The following is a 15,888-nucleotide window of genomic DNA, read 5'->3' as shown; positions in this document are numbered from 1 at the left end:
GACATGACAACTTCCTCGCGACCTGACACGGGTTCCACCACGCGAATCGAACGACACCACTACGACGTCGTCGTCATCGGGGCCGGCGGCGCCGGGCTGCGGGCGGCGATCGAGGCCCGGCTCGCCGGCAAGAAGACCGCGATCATCTCGAAGTCGCTCTTCGGCAAGGCGCACACGGTGATGGCCGAGGGCGGCGCCGCCGCCGCGATGGGCAACGTCAACAGCCGGGACAACTGGCAGGTGCACTTCCGCGACACCATGCGCGGTGGCAAGTTCCTCAACAACTTCCGGATGGCGGAGCTGCACGCGAAGGAGTCGCCGCAGCGCATCTGGGAGCTGGAGACGTACGGTGCGCTGTTCGACCGTACGAAGGACGGCAGGATCTCGCAGCGCAACTTCGGTGGCCACGAGTACCCGCGTCTGGCGCACGTCGGCGACCGCACCGGCCTGGAGCTGATCCGCACCCTCCAGCAGAAGATCGTCTCCCTCCAGCAGGAGGACAAGCGGGACCTCGGCTCGTACGACGCCCGGATCAAGGTGTTCGCCGAGACGACGATCACCGAGCTGCTCCTGGACGGCGACCGGATCGCCGGCGCGTTCGGCTACTACCGGGAGTCCGGCGAGTTCGTCCTCTTCGAGGCGCCGGCCGTGGTGCTGGCCACCGGCGGTGTGGGCCGGTCCTACAAGGTCACCTCGAACTCCTGGGAGTACACGGGTGACGGGCACGCCCTGGCGCTGCGCGCCGGCGGGACCCTGATCAACATGGAGTTCCTCCAGTTCCACCCGACCGGCATGGTCTGGCCGCCCTCGGTGAAGGGCATCCTGGTCACCGAGTCGGTGCGTGGTGACGGCGGTGTCCTCAAGAACTCCGAGGGCAAGCGGTTCATGTTCGACTACGTCCCCGACGTCTTCCGCAAGCAGTACGCGGACAACGAGGCCGAGGCCGACCGCTGGTACAAGGACGCCGACAACAACCGGCGTCCCCCGGAGCTGCTGCCGCGTGACGAGGTCGCCCGCGCGATCAACAGCGAGGTCAAGGCCGGTCGGGGCACCCCCGCCGGCGGCGTCTACCTGGACATCGCCAGCCGCCTGCCGGCCGAGGAGATCCGCCGGCGCCTCCCGTCGATGTACCACCAGTTCAAGGAGCTGGCCGACGTCGACATCACCAAGGAGCCGATGGAGGTCGGTCCGACCTGTCACTACGTGATGGGTGGCGTGGAGGTCGACCCGGACTCGGGCGCCGCCTTCGGTCACGTCCGTGGGCTGTTCGCCGCGGGTGAGGTCTCCGGCGGCATGCACGGCTCCAACCGGCTCGGTGGCAACTCCCTGTCCGACCTGCTGGTCTTCGGCAAGCGGGCGGGCGGCCACGCCGCGTCGTACGCCGACGGCCTGAGCGGACGCCCGAAGGTGCCGGTGGCCGCGGTCGAGGCCGCGGTGGAGACGGCGCTGGCGCCGTTGCAGCGGGACACCGGCGAGAACCCGTACACCCTGCAGCAGGACCTCCAGGCCGTGATGGGCGACCTGGTCGGGATCATCCGGCGCGAGAACGAGTTGGTCGACGCGCTCCACAGGCTGGCGGAGCTGCGCGAGCGCGTAGCCAAGGTGAGCGCGTCCGGTGGCCGGCGCTACAACCCGGGCTGGCACCTCGCCCTGGACCTGCGCAACATGCTGGTGGTCTCGGAGTGCACCGCGAAGGCGGCGCTGGAGCGGCAGGAGTCCCGCGGCGGGCACACCCGGGAGGACCACCCCGCGATGGATCCGGCGTGGCGGCGGGTCAACCTGGTCTGCTCACTGGAAGGCGACACCGTGCGCCTGGAGCGCAAGCCGCTGCCGAAGATGCGCTCGGAGCTGATCGGCCTCTTCGACCGCACGGAGCTGGGCAAGTACCTGACCGACGAGGAACTGGCGGAGTTCGACGCCCTCATCGCCACCGACGCCGCCGCCGCTGACGCCGCCGCCGAGAAGGAGAACCTCTGATGGGTACGAAGCGCCAGTTCCGCATCTGGCGGGGTGACGAGAGCGGCGGTGACCTGCAGGACTACACGGTCGAGGTGAACGAGGGCGAGGTCGTCCTCGACGTGATCCACCGTCTGCAGGCCACCGACGCGCCGGATCTCGCCTGCCGGTGGAACTGCAAGGCCGGCAAGTGCGGCTCCTGCTCGATGGAGATCAACGGCAAGCCGAAGCTCAGCTGCATGACGCGGATGTCGACGTTCACCGAGGACGAGACGATCACGGTGACGCCCCTGCGGACCTTCCCGATCATCCGGGACCTGGTCACCGACGTGTCGTTCAACTACGAGAAGGCCCGGGAGACGCCGGCCTTCGCGCCGCCGCCGGGCGTCGCACCGGGCGACTACCGCATGCAGCAGGTGGACGTGGAGCGGTCGCAGGAGTTCCGCAAGTGCATCGAGTGTTTCCTGTGCCAGACCGTCTGCCACGTGGTCCGCGACCACGAGGAGAACAAGACGGCGTTCGCCGGGCCGCGCTACTTCATCCGGGCGGCCGAGCTGGACATGCACCCGCTGGACGCGCGGGACGACCGCAAGGAGTACGCGCAGGCCGAGCAGGGTCTCGGGTTCTGCAACATCACCAAGTGCTGCACGGAGGTCTGCCCGGAGCACATCAAGATCACCGACAACGGGATCATCCCCATGAAGGAGCGGGTCGTCGACCGCAAGTATGATCCCCTTGTGTGGCTTGGTAGCAAGATCTTTCGGAGGGGTCAGGTGCCTCAGACCAGCGTGACCAGCGGGCATTCCAGCGGCACCGCGCACTCGGGCGGCGGGCCCGCCGGCGTGCACTCGCACGCGGGCGGTTCCCACGACCCGCGGGCGGAGGCGCAGGCGCAGGCGGGTGTCAACTGGCACCGCGAGGTGCCGCACCCGACGGCTCCGGCGGTCGACGACCGCGGCAAGCTGCCGCTGACGGAGCTCACCTTCGACCGCGCGGCGGCGCCCTCGCCGTTCGGCGACGACGTGACCTTCCCGCTGCCTCCGGAGCACCTGAACTTCGCCCACCCGGAGCAGGACAAGCACTGACGGGCACAGAACCACGACGGGGGCCGCGGCACACGCCGCCGGCCCCCGTTCCCGTTCCCCCGGTGCGGCGCGGCGAGATCGCGCTCGAACCATGACGTAGTGGCCTCGCGGGCTTGTCGAGGCCACTACGTCTCTGTTCGTGCGTGATCGTGGCGCGGCTAGGGATGCGGCGGGGCTTCGAGGAGGGGGCGGAGGGCGGCGACGATGGGAGCGTCGGCGGGGAGCCAGGTGACCGAGTCGAGTTCGGCGGCGGAGAGCCAGCGCAGCGCCGAGTGCTCCAGGGCCTGCGGCTGGTCGTCGTGGAGCAGGCGGGCCGCGTACACCTTGAGCACGGATCGGCCGTGGGCCATCCGGACGTTGCGCCCGACCCGCTCGCCGACCTCCACGCGTACGGCGAGTTCCTCGGCGCACTCCCGGGCCAGCGCGGCGGTCTCGCTCTCGCCCGGCTCGACCTTCCCACCGGGGAACTCCCACATGCCCGCCACCTCGGGCGGCGCGGAACGGGCACAGGCGAGGACCCGACCGTCCTTGATGATCGCCGCCCCGACGATGACCTTCAGGTCCCGTCGTTCGGCCTGCCTACCGCCGTTAGCCCGTTCGGTCCACACGGCCGTCCAGCGTGCCAGATCAATAGGCGGTTTGGGTACCGCGACCGACCGTCAGGTCAGGAGAACCCGGAAGTGTGGGCGTGGACACACCGTCTGCCCGACGACAGACTGTAGAACACCGACAAGACACGGGACGGCGACGATTTGGCCACAAGCCGGCAACGACGCCTGGGAGGTGCGGTGATGCGCGTGCTCTTCAGCGGCCGGGTCAAGCGCGACTATCTGAACGACGCTCTCACCTTACTCAACGGGTGGGTCCGCGAGGGAGAGCAGATCAGTCGGACCCTGGTGATCGACGATGCGCAGCACGCGGCCCTGACCGAGCGGGTCAAGGTGGTCGCCGACGCCCTGCGTGTCCGGCCGGAGATCAGCCGCCGGTCCGACCAGACCCGGATTCGCGTCGGCCACGGAAGCACCCCTCTCTCCGAGGGGGAGGTCCTGCTGGCGGCCCGCATCGAGGACGCGTACCGCGCGGTGACCGAGCACTGAGACGGGCGGGCGGCTGACGGAGGGCGCGGCTGCCTGAGAGGAACCTGGGAAAGCTGTGGTTTCCCTGAGAAGTACGCGGGTACAGATTCGGCGCGGGAGCAGACAACCAGCCCGCAGAGGACTGAACCCCTGATTCGTTACTTTTCGGGAGATGCCATGACGACGCCCACCGCCTCGAACCCGCGGCTGACCGACCACGAGCACGACGGTCACCACGACGGTCACCACGACGGTCGCGACCTGCACCGCCGCCACCTGCGTGGCGACGAGACCAAGCCGTCCTGGAAGACCACCGAACTGGCCGTCTACCTGCTGTCGGTCATCGGTGTCCTGATCGCCTCCAACGCCGTCGGCGACGGTGCCGCCGACAACGGCAGCGACTACTTCGCCGCCGACAAGGCCTGGTGGTACATCACCCTCCTGACCATCGGTTACCTGGTCAGCCGGGGCTTGGCCAAGTCGGGCAGCCGCACCCGCGACAACGACCCGCGCACCAGCCGGTAGTCGGCACGGCGCACGGGAGCCCCGCCGGCCGTCCGGCGGGGCTCCGCCGTGTCCGCCGGCGGATGGCTCGGTCAGCCGGCGACGTCCTGCGGGTACCAGCGAAGCTCCACCACGTTGCCGTCCGGATCACGCACGTAGAGCGAGGTGGCGTTGCCCCGCGCGCCGAACCGCCCGACCGGTCCCTCCACGACGGAGAAGGTCCCCGACTCGACCACCGCCGCCCAGTCCAGCGGCTCGACCACCACGCAGAAGTGATCGACGTTGGACTCACCCCGATCCCGCCGGACGAGGTCGATGATGGTGCCGGCGTCGATGCGTACCGAGGGGAACGGCACCCGGCCGGCCCGCCACTCGTCGACGCGCACCGGGGTCAGGCCCAGCGGCCCGCAGTAGAAGTCGAGGGAGCGTTCGACGTCGGAGACGTTGAGCACGAGGTGGTCGAAGCCGGTGACGCGCAGGGTGTCGGTGGTCATCAGAGGGCCTTTCCGGTGCGGTGAGGGTGTCGTCATCACGATCCGCTTCCGTGCGATCCCGACCAAGCCGTGATCGGCACACGATCGTTGCCCCGGATTCAACGATGGAGCGCGCAGCTCGCCGGGGCCGCTAGCGTCCGGTGCCTAGCGTGGAACGCATGGCGAACGCGACGTACGACCGCAAGGAGCAGTTCCAGCAGATCCAGAGCGGCCTGCTCGACGGCGAGCAGATCATCGCCGTCTACGACGCCGTCGGGACCGGCACCGGTTTCATCGGCCTGACCGACCGGCGCGTGATCATTCAGGACCGCTCGTTCGTCGGCAAGCGGTACGCGATCACCAGCATCCCGTACTCGAAGATCACCAGTGTCAGCGTGGTCAGCAACAAATCCTGGGGCGGTTCGTTCTTCTCCACCGGCGCCATCGCGATCCACGTCGGCACGCACACGTACGAGGTGGAGTTCCGCGGCGACCAGAAGAGCCACCACGTGCACAACGTGATCCTGCACCACATCAGTTGACGTTTACCGGTTGCCGGTCTCGTCCCGCCGGGGTTGGGTGAGGTCCGAAGACCGAGTGGAGGGAGCAGACGATGAGGTTAGCGCCGAGGTCCGCCCAGGTAGGAGTCACCCACCGAACGGAATCGAGGCTTCGTGTCAACTCCCGCGACTCCGGCGCCCGAGGGCGCCACTGACCGCACCACCGACCGCACCACGTCGATCTTCGACGATCCCGGCCTCTTCGGCCGGCTCTGGGCCGACACCTACGACGGCCCCGGCAACCCGAATCCGGCTCCGGCGGTCGACCTCCTCGCCGACCTGGCCGACGGCGGCCCGGTTCTGGAACTGGCGATCGGCACCGGCCGGGTCGCCTTGCCACTGGCCGCACGCGGTCTGGCCGTCGATGGTGTCGAGGCGTCACCGGAGATGGTGGCGAAGATGCGCGCCAAGCCCGGCGGCGACCGCCTTCCGGTCGTCATCGGCGACATGGCCGACGTGCCGGTGCCGGGTCCGTACCGGCTGGCGTACCTGGTGTTCAACACCCTGTTCAACCTGGCCGAGGCCGAGCGGCAGGCGGACTGCCTCCGCAACGTCGCCCGGGTGCTCGCTCCCGGTGGCGCGTTCGTCGTCGAGGCGTTCGTGCCGGACCCGGCGGACTTCGACCGGGACGAACAGGTCCACATGCGGTCGGTGACCGAGGATTCGGCCACCATCCGCGTGCACCAGTACGACCGGGCGGCGCAGACGTTCGTCCGGCAGACCATCACGTTCGACCGTGCGGGGGTGCACCTGCGCCCGTTCGCGATGCGCTACCTCTGGCCGGACCAGATCGACGAGCTGGCCGAGCGGGCGGGTCTCCGCCTCGCCGACCGGTACGCCGACTGGCACCGGTCCCCCTTCACCACGAACAGCACGTCCCACGTGTCCGTCTACCGAAAGCCCTGACCGGGCAGCAGTTTCCGGGAAAGAGTGGCTATTCCTGCTCGGATTGCCACTCTTTCTCGGTTTCTGCTCGGGCGAGCAGGGCGCGGCGTTCGGCGCCCGTGTGGGCCTCCGCCGCCTGGCGGAACAGGGCGGCGGCCCGGTGACGGTCGCCCCGCCGGGCCGTCAGGTCCGCCTCGACGGCGACCGCCAGCGGGTACGCGTCCAGCCCCCCCGCCGGCCCGCGCCGCCGCGAGCAGGGCCAGGCCCTCCGCCGGCCCGTACGCGTAGCCGTGCGCGACCGCCCGGTTCAGCTCGACCACCGGTGAGGGCTGCACCCGGGCCAACCGGTCGTACGCCTCGGCGATCGCGACCCAGTCGGTGGCCGCGGCGGACGGGGCGGTGGCGTGGTGCGCGGCGATCCGGGCCTGGAGGGCGTACGGGCCGTCCCCGGTCGCGCGGGACAGGGCGGCCAGACCCTCGGCGATCGACGTCCGGTCCCAGCGGGCGCGGTCCTGCCGGTCCAGGGTGAGCAGGTTGCCCTCGGCGTCGCGCCGCGCGTCCCGCCGCGAGTGTTGGAGGAGGAACAGGGCCAGCAGCCCGGCGATCTCGGACCGCCCCGGCAGCAGCCGGTCGAGCAGCCGGGCCAGCCGGATCGCCTCGTCGGCGAAGGCCGGCTCGCCGTTCGCGTCGTAGCCTCGGGTGAAGAGCAGGTACAGGACGGCGAGCACCCCGGGGAGCCGCTCGGCGAGCATCGGCCCGCTCGGCACCCGGTAGGGGATGCCGGCGGTCGCGATCCGCGTCTTCGCCCGGGTGAGCCGGCGGGTCATCGTCGACTCCGTGACGAGGAAGGCCCGCGCGATGTCCGCCGTGGCGACCCCGCAGACCGTACGCAGGGTCAGCGCGACCCGTGCCTCCAGCGCGAGCGCCGGATGGCAGCAGGTGAAGACGAGCCGCAGCCGGTCGTCCACGATCTCCCCCTCCCCCGACGGCGGCCCGTCATCCGGGCCGGTCAGCGCGAGCACCGCCAGCTCACGCAGCTTGCGTCGCTCGACGGTGGCCCGCCGGAGCACGTCGAGCGCCCGGTTGCGGGCGACCGTCATCAGCCAGCCGCCCGGGTTGGTGGGCACGCCCTCCACCGGCCACCGCTGCCACGCCAGCGTCAACGCCTCCTGGGCGCAGTCCTCGGCCAGGGTCCAGTCCCCGGTGACCCGGATGAGTGCGGCGACGATCCGGGCGTACGACCCGGTGGCGGCGGTGGCGACGGCCTCCGCGGCCGTCGCCACCGCGCCCTGGTCAGGCATTCAGGTCCGCGAAGGGCCGCAACTCGATCCGGCCCTGCCGGGCCATCGGGTGGGTACGCGCGACCTCGATCGCCTCGTCCAGGTCCGCGCACTCCAGCAGGTCGAACCCCACGATCACCTCCTTGGTCTCGGTGAAGGGGCCATCGGAGACCAGCAGCTCACCGTTGCGGACGCGGACGGTGGTCGCGGCGGACGTCTCGGCCAGCACGTCGCCCGTCAGACGCCGGCCGCGGGCGTCGTTCTCGGCCACCCACTCCTCGACGTCGGGCCAGTCGGACCGGTCGGTGTCCGGCTCGGTGTCGCTGCAGACGAACATCATGTACTTCATCGTGTGCTCCTCTCGGGCCTGTTCACCACCATGACGAACGGCGGGCGGCCTTCCGGACAGCCCGACGTCAGAATCTCGGCGGAAGCCGGGTGCACGGCCCGTCGTGGTCGGCGCGCAGCGAACAACGCCGGCCGCCGGGCAGCAGGGTGTCACAGAAGACCCGGTGCCGCAGGTGCTGCGCGTCCTCGGCGGAGACCGTGGTCTCGCCGGGGTCGGTGTGGGCGAGCACGCTCGCCCACCGCGCCACGACCCGAGCCAGGCGTACGGCGGACGGAGTTCGCTCCGGGCGCGTCGGTGACCGCTCGGATGCCGACCAGCAACGAACGCCGCCGGGGATCCACTTGACGTCATTGAAGTCGGGGCCTCCTGACCCCCACGTCACCCCGACGTCAATGATCTTGAGTGGATCTAGGGCCCGACGCGCACGCATACTTGATCGCATGCCGCGTCTACTGTCCTTGCAGGCCGTAGCCCGTACCCTCGCGGGTCCTCGCGGGCGGCGGTGGCGCCGCGCGCTGCTGGCGGCCGTGCTCGGCGTGGCGATCCTGACCGCCGCCACCGTGGCGAGCGCGGCGTGGGTCCGCGACGGCGCCGAGGGACACATCTTCACCGAGGAGGCCGTACCCGAGGCACCGGTCGCCCTGGTGCTGGGCACCCGGGTGTACCCGGACGGGACCCCGTCGCCGTTCCTCGTCGGCCGGCTGGAGGTCGCGTACCGGCTGTTCACCGCCGGCAAGGTCCGCGCCATCCTGGTGTCCGGCGACAACATGGAGGCGGACTACGACGAGCCGGGCGCGATGCGGCGCTGGCTGGTCGACCGGGGCGTGCCGTCCGACAAGGTCGTGCGGGACCATGCGGGCTTCGACACGTACGACTCGTGCGCCCGCGCCAAGCGGATCTTCGGCGTGGACCGGGCGACGGTGGTGACGCAGACGTTCCACCTTCCGCGCGCCGTCACCGTGTGCCGGCGACTCGGCCTGGACGCCATCGGGGTGGGCGACGAGACGGCCCGGCATCACGAGCGGACCTGGCGGATCAGCTCCGGCCGGGAGTACGGCGCCAGCGTCAAGGCCGCCTGGGACGTGCTGTGGGGCCGTGACCCCGTCCACCTGGGCCGCCGCGAGACGGGCATCGAGGACGCCCTGCGCGGCTGACTCCGTACTGATCGAGACGGATGCTTGCTAGGGGCGGCTGCGCCGATCAACGACCAACCGCTGTCCGGGGACACTCAGTCGCATCTGGACGTACGGCGCACCGAGCGGGCCGGGCCGCGATCGCCCGTCGGGCTCCCATCCGTGCCGTGCGTAGAACGAGCGGGCGCGGGCGTTGCGCTCCCAGACCTCCAACAGCCCGGTATGCAGCGCCGCCTCGGCGAGGTAGCTGACGAAGGCCGCATGCAAGGTGCTGCCGACGCCGTTGCCCCACCGGCCCGGCAGGACGTGGATCTGGTAGAGCTGACCCACCGCCCCGGGATCCTCGTCCGGCGAGTGCGGAGGGCCCATCGCGCCGATGCCGACGATCTCGCCGTCGGCGGTGGCGCACAGCACCCGCTTCACCGGCGATCGGATCGCCTCGGTCCAACCGTTCCGCTGTTCCCGCACCAGCGCCGGGTCACGGACAGCCTCCGGGGCGAGCCCACCCGCCTCGTAGTAGGCCAGCCGCGCCTGCGTGTGCACGTCGATGACGGACCCGAGATCGTCGAGGGTCGCCGTACGAACCCGCACCGGTCGACCGCCGAGGTCGGTCCCGGAGGGTCTGCTGGCGGCCGCGAAGACCCGCCCCAGGATCTGGTCGATGACGTCGTTCTTCGCCAGGCTGTAGTCGCTGGGCCGCTCGGCGGTCTCGTGCGCCAGGCGCCGCTTGGTCGCCGCGTAGAGGTCCCGGTCCTCCGGATGCGAGCGGAGCCAGTCGCGAAGGAGCCGGTGGCGCGTCGGTTCGGGTGCGCCCTGCGGCCAGACGTGGAGATTGACGTCATCCGTCTTGCTGACGAGCATCCGGTGCCCGTGCCACCACGGCTCCCGAAGCACGAGGCGGTACCCGATCCCTTCGAGGGCGGGGACGTAGCGGGACTCGTCCGTGGTGTCCTCGAGGAGGAGGTCGATGTCGATGATGGGCTTGGCCGCCAGGCCGGGCACGGAGGTCGAACCCACGTGTTCGATGTCGAGGACCAGATCGCCCAGGACCGCACCGATCGCGGAACTGGCCGTGGCGAACCGGTCCGCCCACGCCGGCTCGTAGTCCTCGATGACGACGGACCGCCAACCACGTGGCGGCTCTCCCACCAGTCCGGCGGCCAGTTGCTCCGGGCCGCCGTGGAAACGTTGGACGACCTCCTGCGGATACCCGGTCACGTCAACCTCCCGAAGAATCGAAGTCGGCCAGATTACGACACGACACCAGGCTCGGCGAACGCGAGACGGTCGTACCGTGGCTGCGCGACCTCCCTCAGGAACGAAACCAGACGATGATCATCCACCGACCCGCAGAAGCTTGCCCAGCTGACCTCGGGCCAGGTGGAGCACGTCATGCTCGACGCCCTGACCTCGGACACCCCACCACGATGGCCGGACTGGCGGGAATTCTGATCGTCCCACCGCCACTCCCTCGCCGCCGGGTCAGCGCGCGGCGACCGGACCGTCGAAGTCGGCCGCGTGGTCCCGAGCCCACTGTTCGTAGGTACGGGCGGGTCGCCCGGTCACCTCGGCCACCGTGGTCGTCACCGGCTCCGGCTCGGTGACCAGGCCGCGCCAGTAGGCGAGCGACGCGTCCACCAGGGCAGGATCGCCGAAGACCGCAAGCAACTCCTCCCGCGCCTCGGCCTCCGACTGCTCCTCGAAGCGCACCGGTCGTCCGATCGCCTCCCCGATGAGGTGCGCCTGCTCGGCCTGGGTGACGGCCTCCGGCCCGGTCAGCGCGTACGCCCGGCCAGCGTGCCCCTCGCCGGTCAGTGCCCGCACCGCCACCTCGGCGATGTCCGCCTCGTGGATGAGCGAGCGCGCTGCCTCGGCGTACGGTGCTCGCACCACACCCTCGGCGCGGACCCGGTCGGCCCAGGCCAGCGTGTTCGTGGCGAACCCACCGCACCGCAGGAACGTCCAGTCCACACCCGACGCCTCCACCAGCCGCTCCACCGTGCCCCACACGCTGTCCGGCTGGTCCCCCGCCTGCAATGCGGAGAGGTAGACGACCCGGCGGGCGTGCCTGGTCACGGCCTCGACGGCAGCCGCCGCCCCGTCGGCCGAGAACGACGGCCAGAGCAGGAACACCGTCCCCGCGTCGGCCACCGCGGCGGCCAGGGACTCCGGCGCGTCGAGGTCCCCCCGTGTGACCTCGACGTCGCCGGGCAGGTGAGCGGCGGGCGGGTCACGGGTGAGGGCACGTACCGGCGCGTCGGCCCGCCGGAGCAGGGACACCACATGGCGGCCGACGTTTCCCGTCGCCCCGGTGACCAGGATCGTGTCTCGTCGCGTCATGAAAACGATCCTGGTAGCTGAAGTGCACTTGAGGTCAAGGCCCTGCTGCAGGGGATACGGTCCGGGCGTCGTCACCCGGTCGCCGCCATTCGCGTAGCCGGCGGTACGCCTCCAGGCCGTCCGGCACCCACGCCCATTCGGTGAGTCGCCGTTCCAGCTCGTCCTCGGTCAGGAAGGCGTGCCAGGCGACCTCTGCGGGCTGCGGATCCACCGGCGACGGGCACCGCACCTCGTACACCGCGGACCACCAGGCGTGCTCCGGTGTCTCGTAGCGGAACCTGAACAGGGGCACCGGTGAGGGCAGCCCGGACACCCCCAGCTCCTCCTCGGCCTCGCGCAGCGCTGCCACGTCGTACGATTCGCCCGCACCGACCACGCCACCGACGAACATGTCGTGGAGCGACGGAAAGACGAGCTTGTCCGCTGTCCGGCGGTGCACGAAGACTCGTCCGGCAGCGTCGCGGGCCAGCACGAACACGGCGCGGTGCCGCAACCTGCGCGCGTACGCCTCGTCGCGCCGCGCCCGCCCCACCACGCGGTCCTGCTCGTCCACGATGTCCAGCAGCTCGTCCGCGGAGCGCGTCGAATGATCCTCCACGCGAAGATCCAACCACCCGTCGTCGATGCCCACCAGCCATACGCCGGCGACGGCCGGCCTTCGGCAGCTCGGGCGTCCACCGCCGACCGCCCACGGGTTAGGGTGCTCGTGATGTCGAGGGACGTGGACGACTTGCGCGCGGCCCCGGTCCGGCGGGTGCTCATCGTCGGAGGTCCCGGAAGCGGCAAGACGACGCTCGCGCGCACGATCGCCGCTCGGCTCCGGCTCCCGCACCACGATCTCGACCGGTTGGCCTACGACCCTCCGGGGGCGCAGGCGGAGGCACCCTTCTGGCGGTGGGAGCGGGTCCGTGACGACCGCCGTCGCGAACGGGCATCCGCACTCGCCGCAACCGAAGATTGGGTGGCGGAGGGGTTGTACGCCGGTTGGACCGCCGCACTGCGGGATGCCGCCGACGTGATCCTGTGGCTCGACCTGCCGACGCCGGTGACCATCTGGCGGGTCGTGCGGCGCGCGATCGCACACCGCTGTCGCGGCGGCCGTGACTGGGACATCCGGTCCGCCGTCCGGGTCGGCCGCGGCGCACGCGCCTACCGGACCCGGCCTCCCGCCACGCAGGACCACCTGCGGGAGCGAGACGGCGCGAACGGGACCCGGACCCTGGAAGCGTTCCTGAGGCCGGTCGCCCCTAAGGTCGTCCGCTGTCGTACCGACGAAGGGGTCCGCCGGGCGGTCGAGTCGCTGAGCGGCGCAGACTCGGCATGATCTACCTGGGCCGCACCACAAGGTACGACGACAGCATGCACGAACTCTTCGAGAAGCTGCCCTGCTGACCACCCGGCGCACAGTTCAGGGAGGATCTGCCCATGGCCGTCAGACGAGTCGTCCCGGACCTCAGGAGCACGTCGATGGAGGAGGCCAAGGCGTTCTACACCGGCGTCCTCGGGCTTGAGGTGGTCATGGATCACGGCTGGATCGTGACGCTGGCCGACCCGGAGCGACCGGGAGTGCAACTGAGCCTCATGACCCACGACGCGACGGCACCCGTCGTACCCGTCGCCTCCATCCAGGTCGACGACGTCGACGCGGCCTACCGGGCGGCACGCGCCGCCGGAGCCGAGATCGTGCACGAGCTGACCGAGGAGCCGTGGGGCGTACGACGGTTCTTCGTCCGGGACCCCGACGGCCACGTGATCAACGTTCTGGCCCACGACTAGGAACGTCTCTCGACCTCGTCGACCAGACCTCGCGAGTCCTCCTTGCCGTTCTCACAGCCTGGTGGAAGCAGAAGGGCTGAGCCACGATCCCGGCGCCCAGGGCAGCGAATCGACCTCGGCCGCGGATTCAGACGTTGAAGCGGAACTCCACCACGTCGCCGTCCTGCATCACGTACTCCTTGCCCTCGATGCGGACCTTGCCCGCCGCCTTCGCGGCGGCCATCGAACCGGCCGCGACCAGGTCGCCGTAGGAGACGACCTCGGCCTTGATAAAGCCGCGCTGGAAGTCCGAGTGGATCACACCCGCGGCCTCCGGCGCGGTCGCGCCGACCGGGACGGTCCAGGCCCGCGCCTCCTTGGGGCCGGCGGTGAGGTACGTCTGGAGCCCGAGTGTCCGAAAGCCCACCCGGACCAGCTGGTCGAGGCCCGGCTCGTTCTGGCCGATCGACTCCAGCAGCTCGCGGGCCTCCTCCTCGGGCAGGTCCACCAGCTCCGACTCGATCTTGGCGTCCATGAAGACGGCCTCGGCGGGGGCGACCAGGGCGCGCAGCTCGTCGAGGAACGCGTCGTTGCCCAGCTCGGCCTCGTCGACGTTGAAGACGTACAGGAACGGCTTGGTGGTGAGCAGGTGCAGCTCGCGCAGGTGCTCCAGCTCGATGCCGGCTCCGGCGGCGCCCGAGTACAGCGTCACGCCAGTGTCGAGCAGGTCGACCGCCTTCTTGGCGGCGGTCACCGCGGCGGCCCTGTCCTTGCGGAGCTTGGCCTCCTTCTCCAGCCGCGGGATCGCCTTCTCCAGCGTCTGGAGGTCGGCGAGGATCAGCTCGGTGTTGATCGTCTCGATGTCGTCGGCCGGGGAGATCTTGCCGTCGACGTGCACCACGTTGGGGTCGGAGAAGGCGCGCACCACCTGGCAGATCGCCGAGGCGTCGCGGATGTTCGCCAGGAAGGCGTTGCCCCGCCCCTGCCCCTTGGAGGCGCCGCGCACCAGGCCGGCGATGTCGACGAACGACACCGGCGCGGGCAGGACCTTCTGGGAGCTGAAGATCTCGGCGAGCTTGGGCAGCCGCTCGTCCGGCAGCCCGACGACCCCGACGTTGGGCTCGATGGTGGCGAACGGGTAGTTCGCCGCGAGCACGTCGTTCTTGGTCAGCGCGTTGAACAGGGTGCTCTTGCCGACGTTGGGCAGGCCGACGATGCCGATGGTGAGACTCACGACGGGCCAGCTTACGCGGTGGGCCCCGGCCTCCGGGCACGCAGTCCCGTCGACGGGCCGAAATGGGGCCGCCGGGACGCCGGGCCCGTTGTTACCGTGCGCGGGTGACCCAGAAGCTGCCCGAGCTGTACGTGGCCGTGGACGTCGAGGCGGACGGGCCGATCCCCGGGCCGTACGGCTACGGAGCGTCGGCCGGCCGGTGTTCCTCGCCGCCCCGGCGGTGTGGGACGGGATGTTCGTGCACTGGTACTTCACCCGGTTCGTCGGGCACAGCCCTTTCGGCGCCACCGGCTCCGGCATCGACCTGCGCAGCTACTGGATGGGGCGTACCGGCGGCGAGTGGTCGACCAGCCACCAGAGCACGATCAAGCGGGAGCTGGGCCTGACCGGCCTGCCGCACACCCACCACGCCGGCGAGGACGCCGCCGAGCTCGCCCAGGTCTTCGACGCCGTACGCAGCGGGCGGGTCAGCCCAGCAGGCGAGTCGTGATCGGCGTCTCCGTCACACCGCCGTCGGCGCCGCGGCTGACCTCGTACGCCGAGACACCCGGACGGTCCGCGACCGCCTCGACCAGGCGCTGCCCCCGGTAGAGCAGGCCGGTGCCGTCGTCGGTGCAGTGCGCGGTCGGGAGCGTGCCGTCGCCGACGAGCCGGTGCATCAGCGGCCGGCGCTGCTCCTCGCTGTCGTAGTGGACGCCGTTGCCGTACGGCAGCCAGCCCAGGCCGTCGGTGAATCCGCGCAGCGTCGTGCCGAAGCTGTCGGTGGCCCCGCCGGTGTGCCAGCAGATCGAGCCGGCGGACACGCCGCCGAGCACCACGCCGGCCTCCCAGCACTCCCGCAGGATGTCGCCGAGGCCGTGCACCCGCCACACCGCGCAGAGGTTCGCGACGCTGCCGCCGCCCACCCAGACGATGTCCTGGGCCAGCAGGTGGGCCCGGACGTCGTCGACGTTCGGCATGGGGAAGAGCGCCAGGTGCGTCATCCGGAAGCGGCTGCCGGCGAACGCCTCGTACACGCGGGCCAGGGTCGTCGGCTGGTCCCCCTCGGCCTGGTTGAGGAAGCAGATGCGCGGTTGCTCGCCGGCACGCGCCAGCTCGGCGGCGAGGTCGAAGACCGGGTTGACCCGCCGGGGTTCGCCGTTCCGGCGCGGAGCGTAGATGCCCATGCTGGTGGCGAGGATGGTCGGTTCGCTGGCGGGCACGGTCGTCCTTCCGTCGGTGGCGCCGCCCATCCTGCCGCAGCCACGGCAACCGGGTC

The 15,888-nt window shown here is 70.8% G+C and carries 20 protein-coding genes and 1 pseudogene; 11 read left to right on the top strand and 10 right to left on the bottom strand.

The annotated features are described in order from the left end of the window. Positions 1-3 precede the first annotated feature (3 nt). Together ACIBR0_RS01460 and ACIBR0_RS01455 are read left to right on the top strand one after the other, a co-directional pair. The gene (locus ACIBR0_RS01460) at positions 4-1,977 is read left to right on the top strand and encodes a fumarate reductase/succinate dehydrogenase flavoprotein subunit (protein WP_396712067.1); all 1,974 of its coding nucleotides are present in this window, start codon (positions 4-6) and stop codon (positions 1,975-1,977) included. Further along, on the top strand, positions 1,977-3,041 hold the full coding sequence (locus ACIBR0_RS01455; protein ID WP_396712065.1) for a succinate dehydrogenase/fumarate reductase iron-sulfur subunit: 1,065 nt from the start codon (positions 1,977-1,979) through the stop codon (positions 3,039-3,041). The genes ACIBR0_RS01460 and ACIBR0_RS01455 overlap by 1 nt, the downstream gene beginning before the upstream one ends. A 158-nt stretch (positions 3,042-3,199) precedes the next feature. On the opposite strand, the gene ACIBR0_RS01450 is transcribed toward ACIBR0_RS01455, so the two are convergent. Then, entirely contained in the window at positions 3,200-3,649 is a 450-nt protein-coding gene (locus ACIBR0_RS01450; protein WP_357031132.1) for a (deoxy)nucleoside triphosphate pyrophosphohydrolase, read from the bottom strand. 183 nt (positions 3,650-3,832) lie between these two features. On the opposite strand from ACIBR0_RS01450, the gene ACIBR0_RS01445 reads away from it, so the two are divergent. Continuing rightward, a complete protein-coding gene (locus ACIBR0_RS01445) occupies positions 3,833-4,138 on the top strand; it encodes a 4a-hydroxytetrahydrobiopterin dehydratase (RefSeq protein WP_396712063.1) in 306 nt (101 codons plus the stop codon). A 156-nt stretch (positions 4,139-4,294) separates the two neighbouring features. Continuing rightward, positions 4,295-4,642, top strand: coding sequence for a hypothetical protein (locus tag ACIBR0_RS01440; RefSeq protein ID WP_396712061.1), 348 nt, complete (start codon positions 4,295-4,297; stop codon positions 4,640-4,642). A gap of 71 nt (positions 4,643-4,713) precedes the next feature. Here ACIBR0_RS01440 and ACIBR0_RS01435 read toward each other — a convergent pair whose 3' ends face one another. Continuing rightward, positions 4,714-5,115: a VOC family protein gene (locus ACIBR0_RS01435; protein ID WP_396712060.1), complete on the bottom strand. Its 402-nt coding sequence runs from the start codon at positions 5,113-5,115 to the stop codon at positions 4,714-4,716. A gap of 158 nt (positions 5,116-5,273) precedes the next feature. On the opposite strand from ACIBR0_RS01435, the gene ACIBR0_RS01430 reads away from it, so the two are divergent. Then, positions 5,274-5,636: a PH domain-containing protein gene (locus tag ACIBR0_RS01430; protein WP_396712058.1), complete on the top strand. Its 363-nt coding sequence runs from the start codon at positions 5,274-5,276 to the stop codon at positions 5,634-5,636. Positions 5,637-5,834: 198 nt separating this feature from the next. Beyond that, on the top strand, positions 5,835-6,560 hold the full coding sequence (locus tag ACIBR0_RS01425; protein WP_396712435.1) for a class I SAM-dependent methyltransferase: 726 nt from the start codon (positions 5,835-5,837) through the stop codon (positions 6,558-6,560). Here ACIBR0_RS01425 and ACIBR0_RS01420 read toward each other — a convergent pair. The 3 genes from ACIBR0_RS01420 to ACIBR0_RS01410 form a co-directional block, all read right to left on the bottom strand. Beyond that, on the bottom strand, positions 6,545-7,840 hold the full coding sequence (locus ACIBR0_RS01420; protein WP_396712055.1) for an RNA polymerase sigma factor: 1,296 nt from the start codon (positions 7,838-7,840) through the stop codon (positions 6,545-6,547). The genes ACIBR0_RS01425 and ACIBR0_RS01420 overlap by 16 nt on opposite strands. Next, complete coding sequence (locus tag ACIBR0_RS01415) at positions 7,833-8,168, bottom strand: YciI family protein (RefSeq protein ID WP_396712053.1); 336 nt, start codon at positions 8,166-8,168, stop codon at positions 7,833-7,835. The genes ACIBR0_RS01420 and ACIBR0_RS01415 overlap by 8 nt, the downstream gene beginning before the upstream one ends. Before the next feature lie 67 nt (positions 8,169-8,235). Further along, positions 8,236-8,505, bottom strand: a complete 270-nt coding sequence (locus ACIBR0_RS01410; RefSeq protein ID WP_396712434.1) for a hypothetical protein — start codon at positions 8,503-8,505, stop codon at positions 8,236-8,238. Between the two features lie 103 nt (positions 8,506-8,608). On the opposite strand from ACIBR0_RS01410, the gene ACIBR0_RS01405 reads away from it, so the two are divergent. After that, the gene (locus ACIBR0_RS01405) at positions 8,609-9,322 is read left to right on the top strand and encodes a vancomycin high temperature exclusion protein (RefSeq protein ID WP_396712051.1); all 714 of its coding nucleotides are present in this window, start codon (positions 8,609-8,611) and stop codon (positions 9,320-9,322) included. Positions 9,323-9,349: 27 nt separating this feature from the next. On the opposite strand, the gene ACIBR0_RS01400 is transcribed toward ACIBR0_RS01405, so the two are convergent. Then, positions 9,350-10,519 carry a GNAT family N-acetyltransferase gene (locus ACIBR0_RS01400; protein WP_396712048.1) on the bottom strand — a complete coding sequence of 390 codons (1,170 nt, stop codon included), beginning with the start codon at positions 10,517-10,519 and terminating at the stop codon, positions 9,350-9,352. Between the two features lie 50 nt (positions 10,520-10,569). Between ACIBR0_RS01400 and ACIBR0_RS01395 the strand changes: the two are divergent. Further along, positions 10,570-10,753: pseudogene (locus ACIBR0_RS01395) on the top strand (hypothetical protein); the annotation flags it as partial. A gap of 30 nt (positions 10,754-10,783) precedes the next feature. On the opposite strand, the gene ACIBR0_RS01390 reads toward ACIBR0_RS01395, so the two are convergent. Then, entirely contained in the window at positions 10,784-11,641 is an 858-nt protein-coding gene (locus tag ACIBR0_RS01390; RefSeq protein ID WP_396712046.1) for an NAD(P)H-binding protein, read from the bottom strand. Positions 11,642-11,675: 34 nt separating this feature from the next. Beyond that, positions 11,676-12,239: an NUDIX hydrolase gene (locus ACIBR0_RS01385; RefSeq protein ID WP_396712045.1), complete on the bottom strand. Its 564-nt coding sequence runs from the start codon at positions 12,237-12,239 to the stop codon at positions 11,676-11,678. 111 nt (positions 12,240-12,350) lie between these two features. Between ACIBR0_RS01385 and ACIBR0_RS01380 the strand changes: the two genes are divergently transcribed. Then, positions 12,351-12,965 carry a hypothetical protein gene (locus tag ACIBR0_RS01380; protein ID WP_396712043.1) on the top strand — a complete coding sequence of 205 codons (615 nt, stop codon included), beginning with the start codon at positions 12,351-12,353 and terminating at the stop codon, positions 12,963-12,965. Between the two features lie 101 nt (positions 12,966-13,066). Next, positions 13,067-13,417: a VOC family protein gene (locus ACIBR0_RS01375; protein ID WP_396712041.1), complete on the top strand. Its 351-nt coding sequence runs from the start codon at positions 13,067-13,069 to the stop codon at positions 13,415-13,417. Between the two features lie 127 nt (positions 13,418-13,544). Here ACIBR0_RS01375 and ychF read toward each other — a convergent pair whose 3' ends face one another. Beyond that, a complete protein-coding gene (gene ychF / locus ACIBR0_RS01370; protein ID WP_396712039.1) occupies positions 13,545-14,630 on the bottom strand; it encodes a redox-regulated ATPase YchF in 1,086 nt (361 codons plus the stop codon). Between the two features lie 199 nt (positions 14,631-14,829). Between ychF and ACIBR0_RS01365 the strand changes: the two genes are divergently transcribed. Further along, positions 14,830-15,120: a hypothetical protein gene (locus ACIBR0_RS01365; RefSeq protein WP_396712037.1), complete on the top strand. Its 291-nt coding sequence runs from the start codon at positions 14,830-14,832 to the stop codon at positions 15,118-15,120. On the opposite strand, the gene ACIBR0_RS01360 is transcribed toward ACIBR0_RS01365, so the two are convergent. Then, the gene (locus tag ACIBR0_RS01360) at positions 15,098-15,862 is read right to left on the bottom strand and encodes a Type 1 glutamine amidotransferase-like domain-containing protein (RefSeq protein WP_396712036.1); all 765 of its coding nucleotides are present in this window, start codon (positions 15,860-15,862) and stop codon (positions 15,098-15,100) included. The genes ACIBR0_RS01365 and ACIBR0_RS01360 overlap by 23 nt on opposite strands. Between the last annotated feature and the right edge of the window lie 26 nt (positions 15,863-15,888).

The organism is Micromonospora sp. NPDC049497, assembly GCF_044465805.1.
Classification (GTDB): domain Bacteria; phylum Actinomycetota; class Actinomycetes; order Mycobacteriales; family Micromonosporaceae; genus Micromonospora.
Note: the sequence above shows the minus strand (reverse complement) of the source record. Positions and strands in the feature narration are given on the sequence as shown.

What these genes read in the sequence shown, in the direction of transcription:
- ACIBR0_RS01460 (WP_396712067.1), top strand. Translation starts at nt 4, where the DNA reads ATGACAACTTCCTCGCGACCTGACACGGGTTCCACCACGCGAATCGAA.
- ACIBR0_RS01455 (WP_396712065.1), top strand. Translation starts at nt 1,977, where the DNA reads ATGGGTACGAAGCGCCAGTTCCGCATCTGGCGGGGTGACGAGAGCGGC.
- ACIBR0_RS01445 (WP_396712063.1), top strand. Translation starts at nt 3,833, where the DNA reads ATGCGCGTGCTCTTCAGCGGCCGGGTCAAGCGCGACTATCTGAACGAC.
- ACIBR0_RS01440 (WP_396712061.1), top strand. Translation starts at nt 4,295, where the DNA reads ATGACGACGCCCACCGCCTCGAACCCGCGGCTGACCGACCACGAGCAC.
- ACIBR0_RS01435 (WP_396712060.1), bottom strand. Translation starts at nt 5,115, where the DNA reads ATGACCACCGACACCCTGCGCGTCACCGGCTTCGACCACCTCGTGCTC.
- ACIBR0_RS01430 (WP_396712058.1), top strand. Translation starts at nt 5,274, where the DNA reads ATGGCGAACGCGACGTACGACCGCAAGGAGCAGTTCCAGCAGATCCAG.
- ACIBR0_RS01420 (WP_396712055.1), bottom strand. Translation starts at nt 7,840, where the DNA reads ATGCCTGACCAGGGCGCGGTGGCGACGGCCGCGGAGGCCGTCGCCACC.
- ACIBR0_RS01415 (WP_396712053.1), bottom strand. Translation starts at nt 8,168, where the DNA reads ATGAAGTACATGATGTTCGTCTGCAGCGACACCGAGCCGGACACCGAC.
- ACIBR0_RS01405 (WP_396712051.1), top strand. Translation starts at nt 8,609, where the DNA reads ATGCCGCGTCTACTGTCCTTGCAGGCCGTAGCCCGTACCCTCGCGGGT.
- ACIBR0_RS01390 (WP_396712046.1), bottom strand. Translation starts at nt 11,641, where the DNA reads ATGACGCGACGAGACACGATCCTGGTCACCGGGGCGACGGGAAACGTC.
- ACIBR0_RS01380 (WP_396712043.1), top strand. Translation starts at nt 12,351, where the DNA reads ATGTCGAGGGACGTGGACGACTTGCGCGCGGCCCCGGTCCGGCGGGTG.
- ACIBR0_RS01375 (WP_396712041.1), top strand. Translation starts at nt 13,067, where the DNA reads ATGGCCGTCAGACGAGTCGTCCCGGACCTCAGGAGCACGTCGATGGAG.
- ACIBR0_RS01360 (WP_396712036.1), bottom strand. Translation starts at nt 15,862, where the DNA reads ATGGGCGGCGCCACCGACGGAAGGACGACCGTGCCCGCCAGCGAACCG.